This is a genomic window from uncultured Sunxiuqinia sp., from assembly GCF_947495665.1.
In the GTDB taxonomy this organism is placed as follows: domain Bacteria; phylum Bacteroidota; class Bacteroidia; order Bacteroidales; family Prolixibacteraceae; genus Sunxiuqinia; species Sunxiuqinia rutila.
The window spans coordinates 281388-296543 of the sequence record NZ_CANLZV010000005.1 but is presented as its reverse complement, the minus strand read 5'-3'; the positions used below and the strand labels follow the sequence as shown (position 1 = coordinate 296543).

At 43.6% G+C, this 15156-nt stretch carries 16 protein-coding genes and 1 tRNA gene; 2 read left to right on the top strand and 15 right to left on the bottom strand.

All coding sequences use genetic code 11. The features are described from left to right. Positions 1 to 230: 230 nt before the first annotated feature. The 15 genes from Q1A18_RS08915 to Q1A18_RS08845 all read right to left on the bottom strand — a co-directional run bounded on the left by Q1A18_RS08915 (position 231) and on the right by Q1A18_RS08845 (position 13283). A complete protein-coding gene (locus Q1A18_RS08915) occupies positions 231 to 1307 on the bottom strand; it encodes a branched-chain amino acid aminotransferase (protein ID WP_299578631.1) in 1077 nt (358 codons plus the stop codon). Positions 1308 to 1439: 132 nt separating this feature from the next. Further along, positions 1440 to 2216: a DUF2797 domain-containing protein gene (locus tag Q1A18_RS08910; protein ID WP_299578629.1), complete on the bottom strand. Its 777-nt coding sequence runs from the start codon at positions 2214 to 2216 to the stop codon at positions 1440 to 1442. A 44-nt stretch (positions 2217 to 2260) separates the two neighbouring features. Next, positions 2261 to 2965 carry an HAD family hydrolase gene (locus tag Q1A18_RS08905; protein WP_299578627.1) on the bottom strand — a complete coding sequence of 235 codons (705 nt, stop codon included), beginning with the start codon at positions 2963 to 2965 and terminating at the stop codon, positions 2261 to 2263. Continuing rightward, on the bottom strand, positions 2962 to 4560 hold the full coding sequence (locus tag Q1A18_RS08900) for a TrkA C-terminal domain-containing protein (protein WP_299578625.1): 1599 nt from the start codon (positions 4558 to 4560) through the stop codon (positions 2962 to 2964). Before Q1A18_RS08900 ends, Q1A18_RS08905 begins: the two co-directional genes overlap by 4 nt. 80 nt (positions 4561 to 4640) lie before the next feature. Then, complete coding sequence (pepE, locus tag Q1A18_RS08895; RefSeq protein ID WP_299578623.1) at positions 4641 to 5351, bottom strand: dipeptidase PepE; 711 nt, start codon at positions 5349 to 5351, stop codon at positions 4641 to 4643. 112 nt (positions 5352 to 5463) lie between these two features. Next, positions 5464 to 6264, bottom strand: a complete 801-nt coding sequence (locus tag Q1A18_RS08890) for an outer membrane beta-barrel protein (protein WP_299578621.1) — start codon at positions 6262 to 6264, stop codon at positions 5464 to 5466. A gap of 87 nt (positions 6265 to 6351) precedes the next feature. Next, complete coding sequence (locus Q1A18_RS08885) at positions 6352 to 7248, bottom strand: outer membrane beta-barrel protein (RefSeq protein WP_299578619.1); 897 nt, start codon at positions 7246 to 7248, stop codon at positions 6352 to 6354. A gap of 121 nt (positions 7249 to 7369) precedes the next feature. Beyond that, positions 7370 to 8419, bottom strand: coding sequence for a hypothetical protein (locus Q1A18_RS08880; protein WP_299578617.1), 1050 nt, complete (start codon positions 8417 to 8419; stop codon positions 7370 to 7372). A gap of 3 nt (positions 8420 to 8422) precedes the next feature. Then, positions 8423 to 8908, bottom strand: a complete 486-nt coding sequence (locus Q1A18_RS08875; RefSeq protein ID WP_299578615.1) for an RNA polymerase sigma factor — start codon at positions 8906 to 8908, stop codon at positions 8423 to 8425. 40 nt (positions 8909 to 8948) lie between these two features. Then, positions 8949 to 10583, bottom strand: a complete 1635-nt coding sequence (locus Q1A18_RS08870; protein WP_299578613.1) for a S41 family peptidase — start codon at positions 10581 to 10583, stop codon at positions 8949 to 8951. Positions 10584 to 10590: 7 nt separating this feature from the next. Continuing rightward, positions 10591 to 11016, bottom strand: a complete 426-nt coding sequence (locus Q1A18_RS08865) for a dCMP deaminase family protein (protein WP_299578611.1) — start codon at positions 11014 to 11016, stop codon at positions 10591 to 10593. 125 nt (positions 11017 to 11141) lie between these two features. Beyond that, a complete protein-coding gene (locus tag Q1A18_RS08860; protein ID WP_299578609.1) occupies positions 11142 to 11516 on the bottom strand; it encodes a response regulator in 375 nt (124 codons plus the stop codon). A gap of 251 nt (positions 11517 to 11767) precedes the next feature. Beyond that, a complete protein-coding gene (locus Q1A18_RS08855; protein WP_299578607.1) occupies positions 11768 to 12460 on the bottom strand; it encodes a GTP pyrophosphokinase family protein in 693 nt (230 codons plus the stop codon). Positions 12461 to 12661: 201 nt separating this feature from the next. Then, a tRNA-Leu gene (locus Q1A18_RS08850) sits at positions 12662 to 12745 on the bottom strand. Positions 12746 to 12812: 67 nt separating this feature from the next. Next, complete coding sequence (locus Q1A18_RS08845) at positions 12813 to 13283, bottom strand: hypothetical protein (RefSeq protein WP_299578605.1); 471 nt, start codon at positions 13281 to 13283, stop codon at positions 12813 to 12815. Between the two features lie 255 nt (positions 13284 to 13538). Between Q1A18_RS08845 and Q1A18_RS08840 the strand changes: the two genes are divergently transcribed. Further along, positions 13539 to 14123, top strand: coding sequence for an RNA polymerase sigma-70 factor (locus tag Q1A18_RS08840; RefSeq protein WP_299578603.1), 585 nt, complete (start codon positions 13539 to 13541; stop codon positions 14121 to 14123). Between the two features lie 37 nt (positions 14124 to 14160). Then, a complete protein-coding gene (locus tag Q1A18_RS08835) occupies positions 14161 to 15147 on the top strand; it encodes a FecR domain-containing protein (protein WP_299578601.1) in 987 nt (328 codons plus the stop codon). Positions 15148 to 15156: the final 9 nt, after the last annotated feature.

Sequence of the window (15156 nt, the reverse complement as noted above, 5' to 3'; positions counted from 1 at the left end):
GACAAGGTGCTTTTTCATTAAACTCCTGGGCTATAATGCAAGGTACGCTCCTTGCCAGCCCATGAAATTCTATCGAAAACTCAAATGTAGTACTTTCCTCGAAATCTGTAAAACAAGTCAAAAGCGTCCGATCACATTCATTTTCAGTTTTCGTCAAGCAGAAGTCAGGTCCTTAAAAAAACCTCATTCACGCCAGCGAATGAGGTTTTCAATATCTTACTTAAAAATGATTAGTCAATCACAGCTACCCAACCATAAGGGTCTGGCGCATCGCCATCCTGAATGGCACGCAGTTTTTCGTAAAGTTTCGTGCTCCAGGGCCCTGGCTCAGTACCATAGTTATATTCCTTATCCAAGTCGTCGTCGTAAATCCGCTTGATCGGCGAAATAACGGCAGCAGTACCGCAGGCACCAACTTCTTCAAAAGTTTCCAGTTCTTCCACGGGCACTTTGCGGCATTCTACTTTCAAACCCAAATCTTTAGCAATCTGCATCAGGCTTTTATTGGTAATGGATGGCAAAATAGAGTCCGATTCCGGCGTAATGTAGGTTTCATTTTTGATTCCGAAAAAGTTCGCCGGACCACATTCGTCAATAAATTTTTTCTCACGCGAGTCCAAATAAAGCACCGCTGAATATCCTTCGGATTTCGCTTTTTTACCGGCAGTCAAACTGGCAGCGTAATTACCTCCCACCTTGTATTTTCCGGTTCCTTGTGGAGCAGCGCGGTCAAACTTGCGCATAATCAGCAAATCAGTTGGTTTGAAGCCTTCCGGGAAGTAAGGGCCTACGGGCATTACAAAAATAATGAACAAGTATTCTCCGGCAGGTTTTACCCCAATTTCAGGCCCGGTTCCAATCAGCAAAGGTCGAATGTATAAAGAGGCACCAGAGCCATAAGGAGGGACAAAATCCTTGTTTTTTTCCACCGCTAATTTAACGGCTTCCTGGAATTTTTCAATTGGCAAACGTGGCATCAAAATCCCATCACAAGAGCTTTGCATGCGTTTGGCATTTTCATCCATTCTAAAAATTCGGATTTTACCATCTTTCCCCATAAAAGCCTTAAGCCCTTCGAAGGCCTCCTGACCATAATGAAGTGACGTAGCAGCCATATGCATGTTGATGTATTCAGAGTCATTCAACTCCAGGTCGCCCCATTCGCCATTTTTATAAGTGCAACGAACGTTAAAGTTTGCTTTACGATAGCCGAAGCCTATCTTCTTCCAATCTTGATTTTCCATAGTGTATGTTATTTGCTGAACCGCTTTTTTTGAATCCCTAAAATTAACGAAAAAAAAGACCAATTATACCGAAGAACCCTTCTAATTAGCGTCTTAAAAACGTGTTCTATAAACATATTCAAAAACAAGCAATTAGAAGACTAAAAGCGAAACACCAATAACACCTACGATTTAAAACAGAACAAAAGATACGAGCTACGAATTCGTAGAAAGGGTCAAAAAGTACCCATTATGCTTACGCATGTTCAACACTTGGTTTTTATCAAGCAGAAGATATTGTCCTTTGATCCCTTTCAGGGTTCCCTCAATCACCGGCTTTTTATCAAAACTAACGCTGCTCACCTTGGTCGGGTACTCAGTTACCGGATAGTGCAGATCAAGCACCTCGTTTTCATCCGAAAAGTATTGCTGCAACTCCAGTGGCATCAACTGAAGTGCTTTTTGCTTTTCCGTTACCAGATCAATCGAATTATCTACCTTATTGGTTAGCATGGCCCGCCAGTTGGTTTTATCGGTAAAATGCCTTTTCAGAAGTACCTCAATAATGCCGGCAATATGGCGGTTGGGCGTTTTAGCCAGTCTAATAGCGCGGCTGGCGCCCTGATCAATCCAACGGGTGGGCACCTGATGATGACGCGTCACTCCGATCTTCAGCTCACTGGAAACCGCAAAATAGACATAATGGTCAATCAGGTCGTGTTGCTCGGCCCATTCCAGGTCGCGGGCAAGCCCATACTGGGCTTTGGATAGTTCTGGACGCACAACCGATTCGTCGGCTTCCGGAACCGTCTGAAAGCAGGCATAACAAAAACCTTGTCCGAAGGATGTTTTTGTTTTCTTACCGCAGGAGATGCAGTTAATTTGTCCGTCAAATTTGAAATGAATATGCTGACCGATCAGCTCATTCATTGGAACAAGCTGGTCGCCAATTGGCAACTGGTACTGAATGGGCTCGCCCAATTCGGTCTTCATTTTAAGTATATTCCCTTGGTATTCCATTGGTTTTTCAGGTAAAGTTAAGCCTCTTCAAATAAAGTCAAAACATCATGAATTTCCTTTAGTTCAAAAAAGCGATCACTTTTAATCTCGGCCGGGTCCATCTGCTCAAATTCCCAGGTGGTGTGATACGGAACATGCACTCCGTAACCTCCGAGATTAACAACGGGCAACACATCTGATTTCAGGGAATTTCCAATCATCATAAACTTCCCGGCCTCCAAATCGAGGTGCCTGAGCAATTCGCAGTAGTTTTCTTCCCGCTTGTTCGACATCACTTCGATGTGGTGAAAATACTTCAGCAAGCCCGACTTAGCCAGCTTGCGTTCCTGGTCGAGCAAGTCGCCTTTGGTGGCAACCACCAACCGATAATGGGGAGCCAGTTTCTCCAGCAAATCACGGATGCCATCCAGCAAAACTACATCTTTGTGCAGCATGCTTTTGCCAATGGCAATGATTGCCTCCATTTGGTCGGGCCGTACCTGCTTATCCGACACCAGCAAAGCGGTTTCCATCATGGAAAGGATAAATGCTTTAATCCCAAATCCGTACATCTCCATGTTCTGGCCTTCAACACGGTATAGCTCAGCCATCATGTTTTCGGTGGACTGATATTCTTCCATGATGTGGCAAAACTCCTTTTCGGCATCACGAAAAAAGTTTTCGTTTTCCCACAAGGTATCATCGGCATCAAAAGCAATAACATCAATCTCTTTTAAACTCATAATATCAGGGGTTCAATCAGGCTAAGAATCTGCACAAAAACGATAAGCAACACCATAGCGATTGGATATACCGTGGCATAAGCAACTGAAGGCGCATCGGTGTCGGTCATTCCATCAATGGCAGCAAGCCCGGGGGTACTGGTCATACTTCCTGTCAGTGTTCCTAACAAAGTTAAAATATTCATCTTCAAAAACACCCGAGCGACCAAACTCGTAATTATCATCGGAACCAGGGTGATCAAAATTCCATAAATAAACAACTCGATCCCATATTCCTGGAACGTGTCAACCAGGCTGGAACCTGCACTGGAACCAACAGCTGCCAGGAAAAACAGCAGGCCAAACTGTCGTAATAACTGGTTGGCAGCCCCGGTCATGGTCCACATTACAGGGCCAGTCTTTCCGGTTCGTCCAAGTACCAAAGCTGTAAGTAGAATACCACCGGTCAGCCCCAAACTAAATGAGAAAGACCCAAAGTTAATGCTCAGCTTGCCAACTAAAATTCCAAGAATAATCCCTGTTGCAATGGGTAAAAAATCGGTATCAGACAGGCGGCGGTCGTCATCGCCAAAAATACGGTTAACCTGTTCCATATTTTCTTTGTTACAGGCAACAACCAATTTATCTCCAAACTGCAACTTAGACGAAGGGGTTGGAGACAAGTCGATACCCGACCGGCGAATACGGGTAATGGTTGCGTTATAGGTACTGAGCATATTAAGCTGGCCCAGTGTTTTATTGACCACCTCTTTGTTGGTTACCAGCACTGAACGTACATCGTACTGATTGCTCAATGGAATTTCAACATCCACCTCCGGGCCAATCAACAGTTTTACTCGGCCAAGCGCTTCAGCTGTTCCCACTGCTTTAATCACATCTCCTTTACGCAAAACGGTTTCCGGAGCAGGAGTGATGGCTTCCTCCCCCTGCATCACGCGCGACACAACAGCTTTGGTCATATAACGGATTCGTAGTTCGCGAATGGTTTTGCCCACCACATTCTCGTTTTCAACCAGGAAATTCTTTTTCATGATTTCCGGAAATCCGGCTGACATTTCCTTTTTATATTGTTCCTCAGCATCTTTAACATTTACACGCAGCAATCGTGGTAGGAAACTCACAAACAAAATAACGCCAATCACACCAAACGGGTAGCCGATACCATAGCCAATGGACGCCAGCGGCGAACCTGTTGTATCAATGGCGGCAGCCAAGCCTGGCGTACTGGTTAAAGCGCCGGTTAGCAAACCAATGCAAAGGCTTTTATCAATACCACCAAGTTGAAAAACTAGGTAGGTGATAACACTCGAACTTAGGATAAGCAAACTCGCTAGAATGGCCAGTTCCCGTCCATTCTTTTTGAATGAACTGAAGAACCCGGGACCGGCCTGAATGCCAATTGTAAAAATAAACAGGACCAGTCCAAGATATTGAAAATCTTTGGGGATGATAACTCCAAAATGGCCAAATACCAAGGCAACAAAAATGACTGCAGAAACATCCAATGATATTCCCTTGATTTTAATACGACCCAAAATGAAACCGATCAAAATGATCAAAAACAGGGCAAAATAGCTATTCCTCAACAATTCCATGACAATGTTTTTTTAGGCCGACAAAAGTACAAACTTTATGCTGTAAAGCATCTAATAGTCTCGGAATTGTCCAGAAGTCGCTATTCTTTTAACAGAAAAGAAAAGTCATCGCCCGCAGCCTTCTCACAAGGTGCTTCTCCTTTTAAAAACAGACGTGCTGAACGTTCTCCGATTAAGCTTAACTGACCATCTTCCAACTTCAACATTGTTCCTTCACGCAAACCAACCACATAAGTGTCTGGATTAATCTCCAAAAACTCCGAGATACGCTGTTCGCGGGTCTCTCCTCCATGCCCTTCCGGATTAGCATCCAAGTAGTGTGGGTTAATTTGAAACGGAACCAGGTTGATGGTGTTAAAACTTTTAGGATCGATAATTGGCATGTCATTAGTTGTGCGCAAGGTCGGACAGGCCACGTTTGAGCCAGCGCTCCATCCAATGTAAGGGGTTCCCTGCTGCACTTTCCGACGAATAGCCTCCATCAAATCCTGATCATGCAGCATACGCACCAGCTGCCAGGTGTTTCCACCACCAATAACAATGGCTTCAGCCTCTTCCACCGCCTTTACGGGGTCCTTAAACCGATGAATACTGGTAACCTCATGCCCAATTTCCTGCAAACTCTCATTCACTTTACGCTCATATTCCTCAAAGGAAAAAGTAACCGCTGCAAACGGAATAAACAAAGCCTTCACCTTTTGAGGGCCTAAAAATTGCTGAATTTCTTTCTTGGGATAAGCCAGGTAGTCTTCACCAGGCATGGTTGAGTTACTCAGAAGTAATAATTTCATGGTTCATCTATTTTGTGACCGACATCGGTCATTAAATCAGTTTTAAATCGGGGGACTAAAATACACAATGTCCTCCACAAAAACAGGAAATTTCTCAGCCAGCAACTTCTCATTAAAAGGATAACAAAGCCACCCCAACAGAAAAAGGATAAAGCTCAGGCCCTTTACCTTCTTTAAACAAAGGCTGAAGATCGTAGCTGGCGTAAAGATTGATCCATCGGTACCCCAAACGCACCTGCCCCGAGAAACGAAAATCATGCATGTGGAAGTCGTCGGGTGTTTTCAGCTTTTCCTTTTTTCCATTCTCCCGGTATTTCACCTTAGTATGGGTACTCAACCGCTTGCTGGCAACAACACCTGCTGACAGATGAATGCGGTTGCCATAATGTTTCACGGGTATCTGAAACTCAACCAACAAAGGAACAGTCAGGTAAAACGACGATAATTTTGATTTTTGCTTCGAATCATACAAGCGTTCAATGGGTTCAATCCGGTCGGGAGTTTGCTCAATACTGGTTTTCTTATCCAGAAAATAGGTCTGAAATTCCATCCCTACGCCGGTGACCAATCCAATGGTATTTCGGGTGTGCTGTAAACTTTGAGAAATCTGAATAAGATTGAGGTTCAATACGGTTGACCGTAAAAAGTTGACATCCAAAAAACCGGCTTCGTCTTCCGGATAAAGAGAGTAATCTTTATCCATAAAGCCATTCAATCCCAGGTAAATGCCCGACCAATGCCCCGTAAATTTATCTTCCCAGTAATTAAAGCCATCCGTAACAACACCTTCGAACTGAATAATGTTAGGTTGATTACCCCAGCCAGGTTGACTTACAGGAATGCTATCGTTCAACTGAGCGCTGGCACCCAAGCTCAACAAGGAAGATAAGACTATGGCGAAAAATTGTTTCATGACTCTAATCATCCAACAAAGTTACGCATGATTATTGAAAAAAGAAGCCTGCACCAGGCAGGCTATTTTGTTTTCTGAAAGTTGGTTTTAGAAATTAACGATACTGATTCCTACACTAAAGGGAAAAAACTCCGGGCCTCCCCCATCTTTAAAAATGGACGACAGGTTATAGGTCGCATACACACCAATGTCTTTCAAACCCACACGCCCGGTAACCGCATACTTGAAAGGATTGATATTGAAGTTGCCGTGATCTTTACTTTTCGAGCGATCTGTCTTTACTTTGGTGTGCGATCCCAGGTTGAATCCACCAATTAAACCGCCCGATATATAAACTTCATTGGAATGATCGTTCACTGGAATCTGGAATTCAAGCAACAGGGGAATGGTCAGGTAAGAAACCGTCAGTTTTGACTTTTTCAGGCCATCATGCTCCAATTCCAGAGGAACAATCTGCCCATCCACCTTCTGAAGAGTGATGGCATTATCAAAACGGTAGTTATTCATCGTCCAGCCCATACCAGTAACCAGACCAACACGCTGATCGCTCAAAACAATATTGTATTCTAGAAAGTTAATATTCACTTCCATGGACTTGGATTGGTTTAGCGACATAAAGCCGGTACCACCAAAGTGCCCGTCATCATAAAAGGTATTGATTCCCAATTCAAAACCACCCCAGTGACCATCAAAGCCTTTGTGCCGCCAGTTGTCTTTTTTCTTATCCCGGAAACCATCGCGATGCATGTTGACAGTGGTACGACCCTCTTTCTCGATCACTTCAACATTCCGATTTCCAATCCGGATGTGCGTTGTATCGTTGCTATAATCATCTTCAATATGAATACGGTCATTTAAAATTCCCACCTCGGTTCGGCCACTACCTTCCTTTACATCAACCAGGTTTCCCACCTTCGTTGAATCCTGAGCATAAGTCAGGGTCAGGCAAAAAATCATCAGACTAAGTAAAACTGTTGTTTTCATCTTTTTCAATTTAGCGTGTTACATGGTGTTTGTTTTCTTCCTGGCCAGGAGTAGTCAACCACTAATCATTGTTTAATTGCTTTCAGGAGTAGGACGGCCAACTGTTAAAAAAAGTTACAGCTTAGCGCTCTTTTTTCAGCGGAATGGAAAAGGCCAGCAATCGGGTATTCAAACTGATCTCTGAAAGTTTTCCCTTTTCATTGGTTTCGTAGTCCAACCGCTCGCTACTCACCGAAGAAACGACATTCAGTCCGGCATTAACCAGGTCCGAAAACTTCAGGGGTTCATCTTTGGCCTTGTGCAATACTTTTTGAGCCAGGTATTCGTCAACCGTAAGATAGTCGGGGGACAACGGTTCGGCCTGCTTGGTCGTCCCTGCCAAGGCAACAGGCGCACTACTGTCTGGTAGTTCCAACCGGCTTGAAATCGGAGTCAACTTTTGAGGAACTTCTTCCCGCTTAGGCTGTAGCCGATCCGTTGCTACAGGTTCCTGTCTGGCTAATTGAGGCTGAATGGGTGCTACTGGCTCCTTTGGCATTACGGTTTGTCCCTTTGATTCTGCAGCTGTTTCTTCAGGAGTTGTTGCCGGACGACTTGCCAGCTGTTCCTTTTCTTTCGAAGTTGTTGGCTCCATTGCTGGCGTAACCTGATCGGTGTATTGAATTGTCTGTTCCTTCTTAAACTCCGTATCCCAAACAGCCCATACCGCAAAAAGCAGAACCAGGGCAGCAGCCACCAGGCTTCCCCATAACAAAACAACTTTTCGCGCCGGCTTTTTATACAGAGACTTTTTATTGCTGAACTGAATGGAATTGTCTGGCTTCAGCTGGGTTTTCAAAAGCAAATCGAATTGCTGCTCCTTTTGGGGATCAGTGGTCAACTCCCTTAAAAAAGCGAGTTTATCGTCTTCTTCCAAATCGTTTTCCAAAAAGGCAACCGCCCGGTAATCGAACGAAGATTCTTCCGTAATTTCCTTTTTCAAAAGGGCCTTCTTATTCGGGAACATGCGCTCATCAACCGGAACCCGAATCGACGAAACCGCTTTCAGCTCTTCGTTCAAGTCGGGATTATTCGCCAAAAAGTCCAGGAAATCATCGACCTGACTATCCGGCAGATTACCATCCAGATAATCCAGAAAATAAATTTCGTAATTGGATCGGTTAATATTCATGGTTCAAACAAGCACATCTAATTTCCCAATATAATTTTTCAGAAACACCCGGGCCCGGTAAATGTATACCTTAACCTGAGCTTCGCTAAGCGCGGTTATGTCGCTGATTTCTTTGTACGAATAGCCTTCATAATCACGCAAGAGTAGCACCGCACGCTGATCATCGGATAACTGTTTAATGGCATGCTCCAGCACTTCTCCAACATCAGAGTAATGGGTGGAATGCCCCTCTTCGGGAAGCTGCGACTCCTCGCAACTCACCTGGCGCTGGTCTTTCCGAATCACATCGATGGTACGATGATAAGCCGTTGAAAACAAATACGACTTAACCTTAGCGGCATCTACCGAATACAAATGCATCCATAGTTTCTCGAAACTGTCCTGAACAATATCCCGGGCTTTCTCTTCATCCTTGATATTCTTCAGTACAAATCGAAAAACAGCATCGGCATGCCAATTTACGGCTTGATTATAATCGTCAACGGTCATTCTTTCATAAGGTCATTACAACCTTAGGACGACCAAACGACTAATTTGTTACAGCCAGCAACTGACTTAATTGTTTTTTTGAATGCGAAAGGCGAATAGCCTCCTTCAGTGTTTCATCAATATCCTTAATAATTGGGAAGAAGCCTTCCTCGCCGATGATATTTCGGGCAATGTAGGCTTTAATCTGGGTTTCGATAATTTTACCGCTGGCTTTAAGGCCTTTCGAATCGCGCTTGACACCTTCCTTCTCGGCATAGGCCACAAATTGATTCATAATCTGTTTTTTGTCGAGGTAGTCAACAAATTCGGCGGCCGTTTTCAACATGTTGAGCTGCTCTCGGTGTTCATCGCTGTATTGGAACGCAAAATGGTAAACCAAGGCTTTTTGAGTAATCTTCGAAAAGTAACCGGAATAGCCCGTGGTATCGGCCGAAACAAAGTAATCGGGCATAATGCCACCACCACCGTAAACGATTCGACCTCCAGCAGTTTCATACTTCAGCGAATCGGCAAAATGAATGCTGTCCGCCACCTGAAACTCGCCATGCTCGGCCCGGTTAATGATGTCGTGATAATAGTCCATATTGCCTTCTTCGTAAGGTTTCTGAATACTTCTACCACTTGGCGTGTAGTAACGGGCAACCGTTAGGCGAAGCGCTGAACCGTCGCGGAAAGGAATCTGTTCCTGCACCAGACCTTTACCAAACGAACGACGTCCAACCACAATTCCGCGGTCATTATCCTGAATAGCACCGGCAAAAATCTCGCTGGCCGATGCCGAATATTCATCAATAAGTACAATGACTTCTTTATCCTTAACGATTCCACTTTCGGTTGACGTGTATGTTTTTCGCGGTTGCGATTTCCCTTCGGTATAAACAATCAACTTCCCTTCCGATAAAAATTCGTTAACCATACTTACCACAGAAGCCAGGTAACCTCCTGGGTTTCCACGTAAATCAATAATAAACTTCTCGGCCCCTTCGGCTTTTAGTTTGGAAATACCATTGATGAACTCATCATAAGTTTTCTCTGCAAAACGGTTCACTTTAATAAATCCGGTGCTGTCATCAATCATATAACTCACGTCGATGCTGTAAATTGGAATGTCGCCGCGGGTAATTTCAAATTCAATTAACTCATCAATCGACCGACGTTTTATGCCAATCCGCACCTTTGTGCCTTTTTCGCCCCGAAGCACGGTAAGCACATCCTGGTTTTTAATATCAATGCCGGCAATCACCGAGTCGTTGACCGTAACAATGCGGTCGCCCGGCAAAATGCCGAGTTTAGAAGAAGGTCCGCCCGAAACCACATCAATAACCTGAACAGTATCGTTATGAATAGAAAACTGCACACCAATCCCCCCAAAGTTTCCCTGCATCTCTTCATGCACTTCCTGCATGTCGCGGGCCGGAATATAAGCCGTGTGCGGATCCAGGTTTTTCAGCAACTCCGGAATGGTTTTCTCTACCAATTCATCGGTTTCTACAGAATCAACATAGGCCTGATTGATCAGCTCAACAATGGTGCTCAGCTTGTTTCCCCGGGGAGGCGTCAAGTTCTGAAGCGATGGTTGGTGAAGCTGACTCAGGTTGTTGCCCAGAATGATTCCAATAATCACTGAAACAGCAATTAGAATGGGTAAGTATATGCTTATCTGTTTTCTGTTCATGACTTTTCTATTCTTCTATTTCAACCTGAACCACATCGATATCGGCTCGTTTCAACAGGGTTATTCCATCCTCCAGACGATAGTTATCGGTAAAAACAACCCGCTTAATACCAGCCTGAATGATCAACTTGGAACATTCAAGACAAGGAGACGAAGTAACATACATGGTCGCGCCCTCACTGCTGTTGTTCGATTTGGCGACTTTGCTTATCGCATTGGCTTCGGCATGCAGCACATAGGGTTTGGTCAGATTATTTTCGTCTTCACAAACATTCTCAAAACCAGAAGGAGTTCCATTGTATCCATCCGATATGATCATCTTATCTTTAACTAAAAGTGCACCGACCTGGCGCCGCTTGCAATACGAATTCTTGGCCCAGATTGAAGCCATTTTCAAATATCGTTGATCAAGTAAAAATTGTTTCTTTTCCATCAGATGAATTAATTAATTGTCCAAAAGTAATAAATCATCAGTCGCAAATTGCTGAATCAATTACAAAAAAACGTTCATTCCTGATTTCGAAATGAACGCTTCATCTTTAATTTCAGCTAAAATTATCAAACGTGAATAAATTTTTCCACCGTATTTAAAAGATCTTTGGATTTAATGGGTTTGGCCAGGTAATCGTCACATCCGGCTTCCAGGGCTTTCTCCCGGTCATCGGACATAGCAAAGGCGGTTTGTGCCACAATAGGCAAGTCCGGATCAATGGACTTCATGATTTTTGTTGCCTCATAACCATTCATTTCAGGCATCTGAAGATCCATCAACACCAAATCAATAGCTTCCTTCTTGAAGATATCGACAGCCTCTTTACCATTCTTTGCCCAATAAATCGTTGCTTTAATTTTGCTCAATACAGCACTTAAGTACAGGTAATTCGACTCAACATCTTCGGCGATAAGAATTTTAGGGTTGTCAACTATTGTCATTGCTTCGTGATTAATCTCCTTTATTTAATCAAAGATATTGAAAGATTTATTTAAATACCATAGTTGTATTTATTTTTTGAAAATCGAAGAACACCTCCATTTTCAGTCAGCCTATACGCTCAGCTCCCTTAAAGAACCTTGCGTGCAGCACACCCTTAGCCAGTACATTCACAGCCTAATCCGTTCACAATTCACGAAGCCGGTTCAACTCTGAGCCTCTTTCATCGCTCCATCATACTTTCTGCCTTGTCTTATTCTTCAAGTGCATCGTGATGAATCCTGTTAAATAGTTGCTGCATTCTGGTATCGGTATTCGCAATAACGTCAGCACATTCTTTCAACTCTTCAGAAACATCTTCCGGCTTATTATTCAAGAACTTATAGGCCAATTCGTGTTCCAGCGAGGCCCAAAAATCCATCGCAATCGTCCGTATCTGAACTTCAACACTTACCATCTCTGTGCGCTCCGATAGAAAGACAGGAATTGTAACAATCAGATGCAGACTCCGATAACCATTGGGCTTGGGGTTTTCAATGTAATCAGACTTCCGGATCAACTCAATATCGGACTGTGAAGACAACAGATTGGCAATAAGATAAATATCATGAATATAAGGACAAATCACCCGCACTCCGGCAATGTCTGTCAGGTTCTTTCGGGCCGATTCAACACTCATTTCCAGCCCTCGCTTGTGCAATTTTTTCATAATGCTTCGGGGCGACTTCACACGCGATTTAATTTCATGAATGGGGTTCCTGTCCTTGGTGTACTTAAACTCATCGTTCAGGTTCTCAAGTTTGGTTCTTATTTCACGAATAGCGGCTGCATATAAATTTTGAGTTTCAATTAATGAGCGGATAACTTGAAGGTCTTTAGACGTGAAGTGCATTTCAGTCAAACCTTCAAACAAGTAGGCTTCATCTGACAATTTATTGTTTTCCATTTCTAACTAGTGTTTAACTTTGGTGGAAATAAGTGAATTTGAAAGATCAAAGCAAGAACATCGGGCTTAAAAAAGGTTAAAAAGGAGGCGTTATAAAAACGCGGGGAGAGCTGACAAAGGCAGTTTCAAGTTTAACTCACTGGATCTTTGCACCTTAAAGCAAAAACGCCCGACTATCGTTAAATAGTCAGGCGTTTGTTGTACCCGGGGCGGGAATCGAACCCGCACTCTGTTGCCAGAACTGGATTTTGAATCCAGCGCGTCTACCAATTCCGCCACCCGGGCTTGAATTAGCGTTGCAAAAGTAATGGATTTTTTTTGAGCTCAAAGCAAAAATCGAAAAAATTTTCACTTAAAACGTATAACGGATTGAAAATGCTCCTCCATCACCCCAAAACCCGGAGTGCCCAAATACGTTCCATGCCGGTTTCCAGTCCAAACTTAAGGCAAACGGAACTTCTACAAAACTATATTCCAACCCTAAAATTCCGTCAATACCAATCACCGTATAGGTTTTATCATGATGTCCCCAATTAACATGGTCGCCATCCCAAAACCCGAGATGTCCACCAAAACCATAATACCAGCTCAAACCATCAACGGCAAAAGGATGGTTATGCACTTCATACAAGCCAGTCAGATTAAAGCCCTGCCAGCGGGTTGACAAAATTCCTTCCAATGCTGAATTGTTACTCAGAAAGTGCTTCACAGTTACCCCACTCGAGAAACCGCCTCGCAGACCAATCCCGGTGTTGTAATCATGCGCCCAGGCAGCTCCGGACAATAATAAGCTAAGTGCAAATCCTAAAATTATCTTTCTCATTCGATCTCTTTTTATAATTCGTAATTTCTTCTCAAATATTTTTTCTTGCAGAAATTGCAAGCAACGCATCAAAAATAATGGTTCTAAATCCAATCGCCAATTTCACCTCCCCTACCATAAAACCTGTACTTCATGTAAAAAACACGGCTTCTACCCTATCCCCGCATTCTTTTATTCCAAAGAATATTTTCTTTGCATAACATCTGTATTTTTTGATACCTTAGCCTGAAATCAGATGGACTGAAGGTAAAAAGCATGATGCTAGTCAACGAGAAAGCCCTCTTTAACAAGCTAACACAAGGCGACGAAAAAGCGTTTGAAACCCTATTCAATGCTTACTATGCGCCACTTTGCCTTTACGCCAGCCATGTTTTATCCAACGACGAAAAAGCCGAAGAAATTGTTCAGGAATTGTTTGTTTATCTGTGGAGCCAACGTAACAGTCTGACGATAAACAGCTCCTTGAGAAGCTATTTGTTTCGCTCAGTAAAAAACCAGTGCATTAACTGGATCCAGCACCTCAAAATCCGGGAAAAACATGCTTCAAAAATGAAAGAAACAGCACTTCGCGAATACCAGGAGGCCGACTATTTTCTGGAAGTTGGACTGGCGGAAAAGATCGAAGAAAGCATCAACTCCCTTCCAGAGAAACGCCGACAAATTTTTAAACTTAGCCGCGAACAAGGATTAAAATACCAGGAAATTGCCGACCAAATGGGCCTGTCGGTTAAAACTGTTGAAACCCACATGGGCCTTGCCTTAAAACAACTTCGCGAAAAGCTTAGCGACTACAAAGACTACTTCATCGGACTAGCCCTGTTTAAAATAAACAAACGATAAATTCAGGGTATCTTACTTCTGGCTTGTCTTTAAGGTGATGAAAACAAACAAAGACATCAGGCAAAAGGATTGGGAATTATTGGCCCGGGAACTTTTTGATGCACCCGGTGAGCCCTTCCAACAAGCTGAAATTGACGAAGCCGAAAAGGAAAAACTGAGTCGATTGGCACAGAAAATTGATCTGCATCTTCAGCTCAAAAAATACGACACCTCCCGGGCTTTCAGCCAGGTAAAGACACACATCCACACCGAACGCGCCAAACCAGTTAGCCGGCTCATACCGCTGCGGTTGCTTAAAATTGCTGCAGCAGTCCTTCTGGCCATCCTCATTGGCGGTTCGGCCTACTGGGTTGGCCAACAAAAGCACAGCGAGGCACACATGGCCGAAGTTGTGGTTGACGATTCAGGACTTTCTCAAATTGAACTGTCGGATGGCACATTAGTCACCCTGAACCGGGATACAAAAATTAATTATCCCGACAAATTTGGCAACGAAAACCGGGAAGTCTCTATTGAAGGTGAAGCCTTTTTCGAAGTGACACCTAATCCCAACAAACCATTCATCATTCATGCGGGGGAAGCAACCGTCAAGGTTCTGGGAACCAGCTTTACGGTTAATGCCTACCCGCAGAATGATCGGGTTGAAGTGATTGTGGCCTCCGGCAAAGTGCAAGTCTCTAAGCAACAAGCGATGGAGGATATCATTCTCGATCCGGGAGACAAAGGAACGCTTCTAACCGCCAGCAAGCAACTGATCAAAAGCCAAAATGCCGATCCCAACTTTTTAGCCTGGAAAACACGTACGCTGGTGTTTAACGAAAGTTCACTGAACGACGTGATCAAACAATTAAACAAGGTGTACCGGGTTCATATTGAAATTGAAGACCATAGCCTGGACAACCTGCTCTTAAATGCCCATTTTGAAAAAGAGCCCCTCGATTTTATCCTTGAAGTGATTTCAACAACACACGGATTGAAAGTCGACATCCGGAATGGGAACTACCTGTTGAAGAAAGATGCTTAATCAGAAACA

Bases quoted from the DNA above. Each gene is read 5' to 3' on its own strand.
- Q1A18_RS08875 (WP_299578615.1), bottom strand. From the start codon at position 8,908: ATGACCGTTGACGATTATAATCAAGCCGTAAATTGGCATGCCGATGCT.
- Q1A18_RS08840 (WP_299578603.1), top strand. From the start codon at position 13,539: ATGATGCTAGTCAACGAGAAAGCCCTCTTTAACAAGCTAACACAAGGC.
- Q1A18_RS08835 (WP_299578601.1), top strand. From the start codon at position 14,161: ATGAAAACAAACAAAGACATCAGGCAAAAGGATTGGGAATTATTGGCC.
- Q1A18_RS08885 (WP_299578619.1), bottom strand. From the start codon at position 7,248: ATGAAAACAACAGTTTTACTTAGTCTGATGATTTTTTGCCTGACCCTG.
- Q1A18_RS08865 (WP_299578611.1), bottom strand. From the start codon at position 11,016: ATGGAAAAGAAACAATTTTTACTTGATCAACGATATTTGAAAATGGCT.
- Q1A18_RS08855 (WP_299578607.1), bottom strand. From the start codon at position 12,460: ATGGAAAACAATAAATTGTCAGATGAAGCCTACTTGTTTGAAGGTTTG.
- Q1A18_RS08880 (WP_299578617.1), bottom strand. From the start codon at position 8,419: ATGAATATTAACCGATCCAATTACGAAATTTATTTTCTGGATTATCTG.
- Q1A18_RS08905 (WP_299578627.1), bottom strand. From the start codon at position 2,965: ATGAGTTTAAAAGAGATTGATGTTATTGCTTTTGATGCCGATGATACC.
- Q1A18_RS08900 (WP_299578625.1), bottom strand. From the start codon at position 4,560: ATGGAATTGTTGAGGAATAGCTATTTTGCCCTGTTTTTGATCATTTTG.
- Q1A18_RS08860 (WP_299578609.1), bottom strand. From the start codon at position 11,516: ATGACAATAGTTGACAACCCTAAAATTCTTATCGCCGAAGATGTTGAG.
- Q1A18_RS08890 (WP_299578621.1), bottom strand. From the start codon at position 6,264: ATGAAACAATTTTTCGCCATAGTCTTATCTTCCTTGTTGAGCTTGGGT.
- Q1A18_RS08910 (WP_299578629.1), bottom strand. From the start codon at position 2,216: ATGAAGACCGAATTGGGCGAGCCCATTCAGTACCAGTTGCCAATTGGC.
- pepE (WP_299578623.1), bottom strand. From the start codon at position 5,351: ATGAAATTATTACTTCTGAGTAACTCAACCATGCCTGGTGAAGACTAC.
- Q1A18_RS08845 (WP_299578605.1), bottom strand. From the start codon at position 13,283: ATGAGAAAGATAATTTTAGGATTTGCACTTAGCTTATTATTGTCCGGA.
- Q1A18_RS08870 (WP_299578613.1), bottom strand. From the start codon at position 10,583: ATGAACAGAAAACAGATAAGCATATACTTACCCATTCTAATTGCTGTT.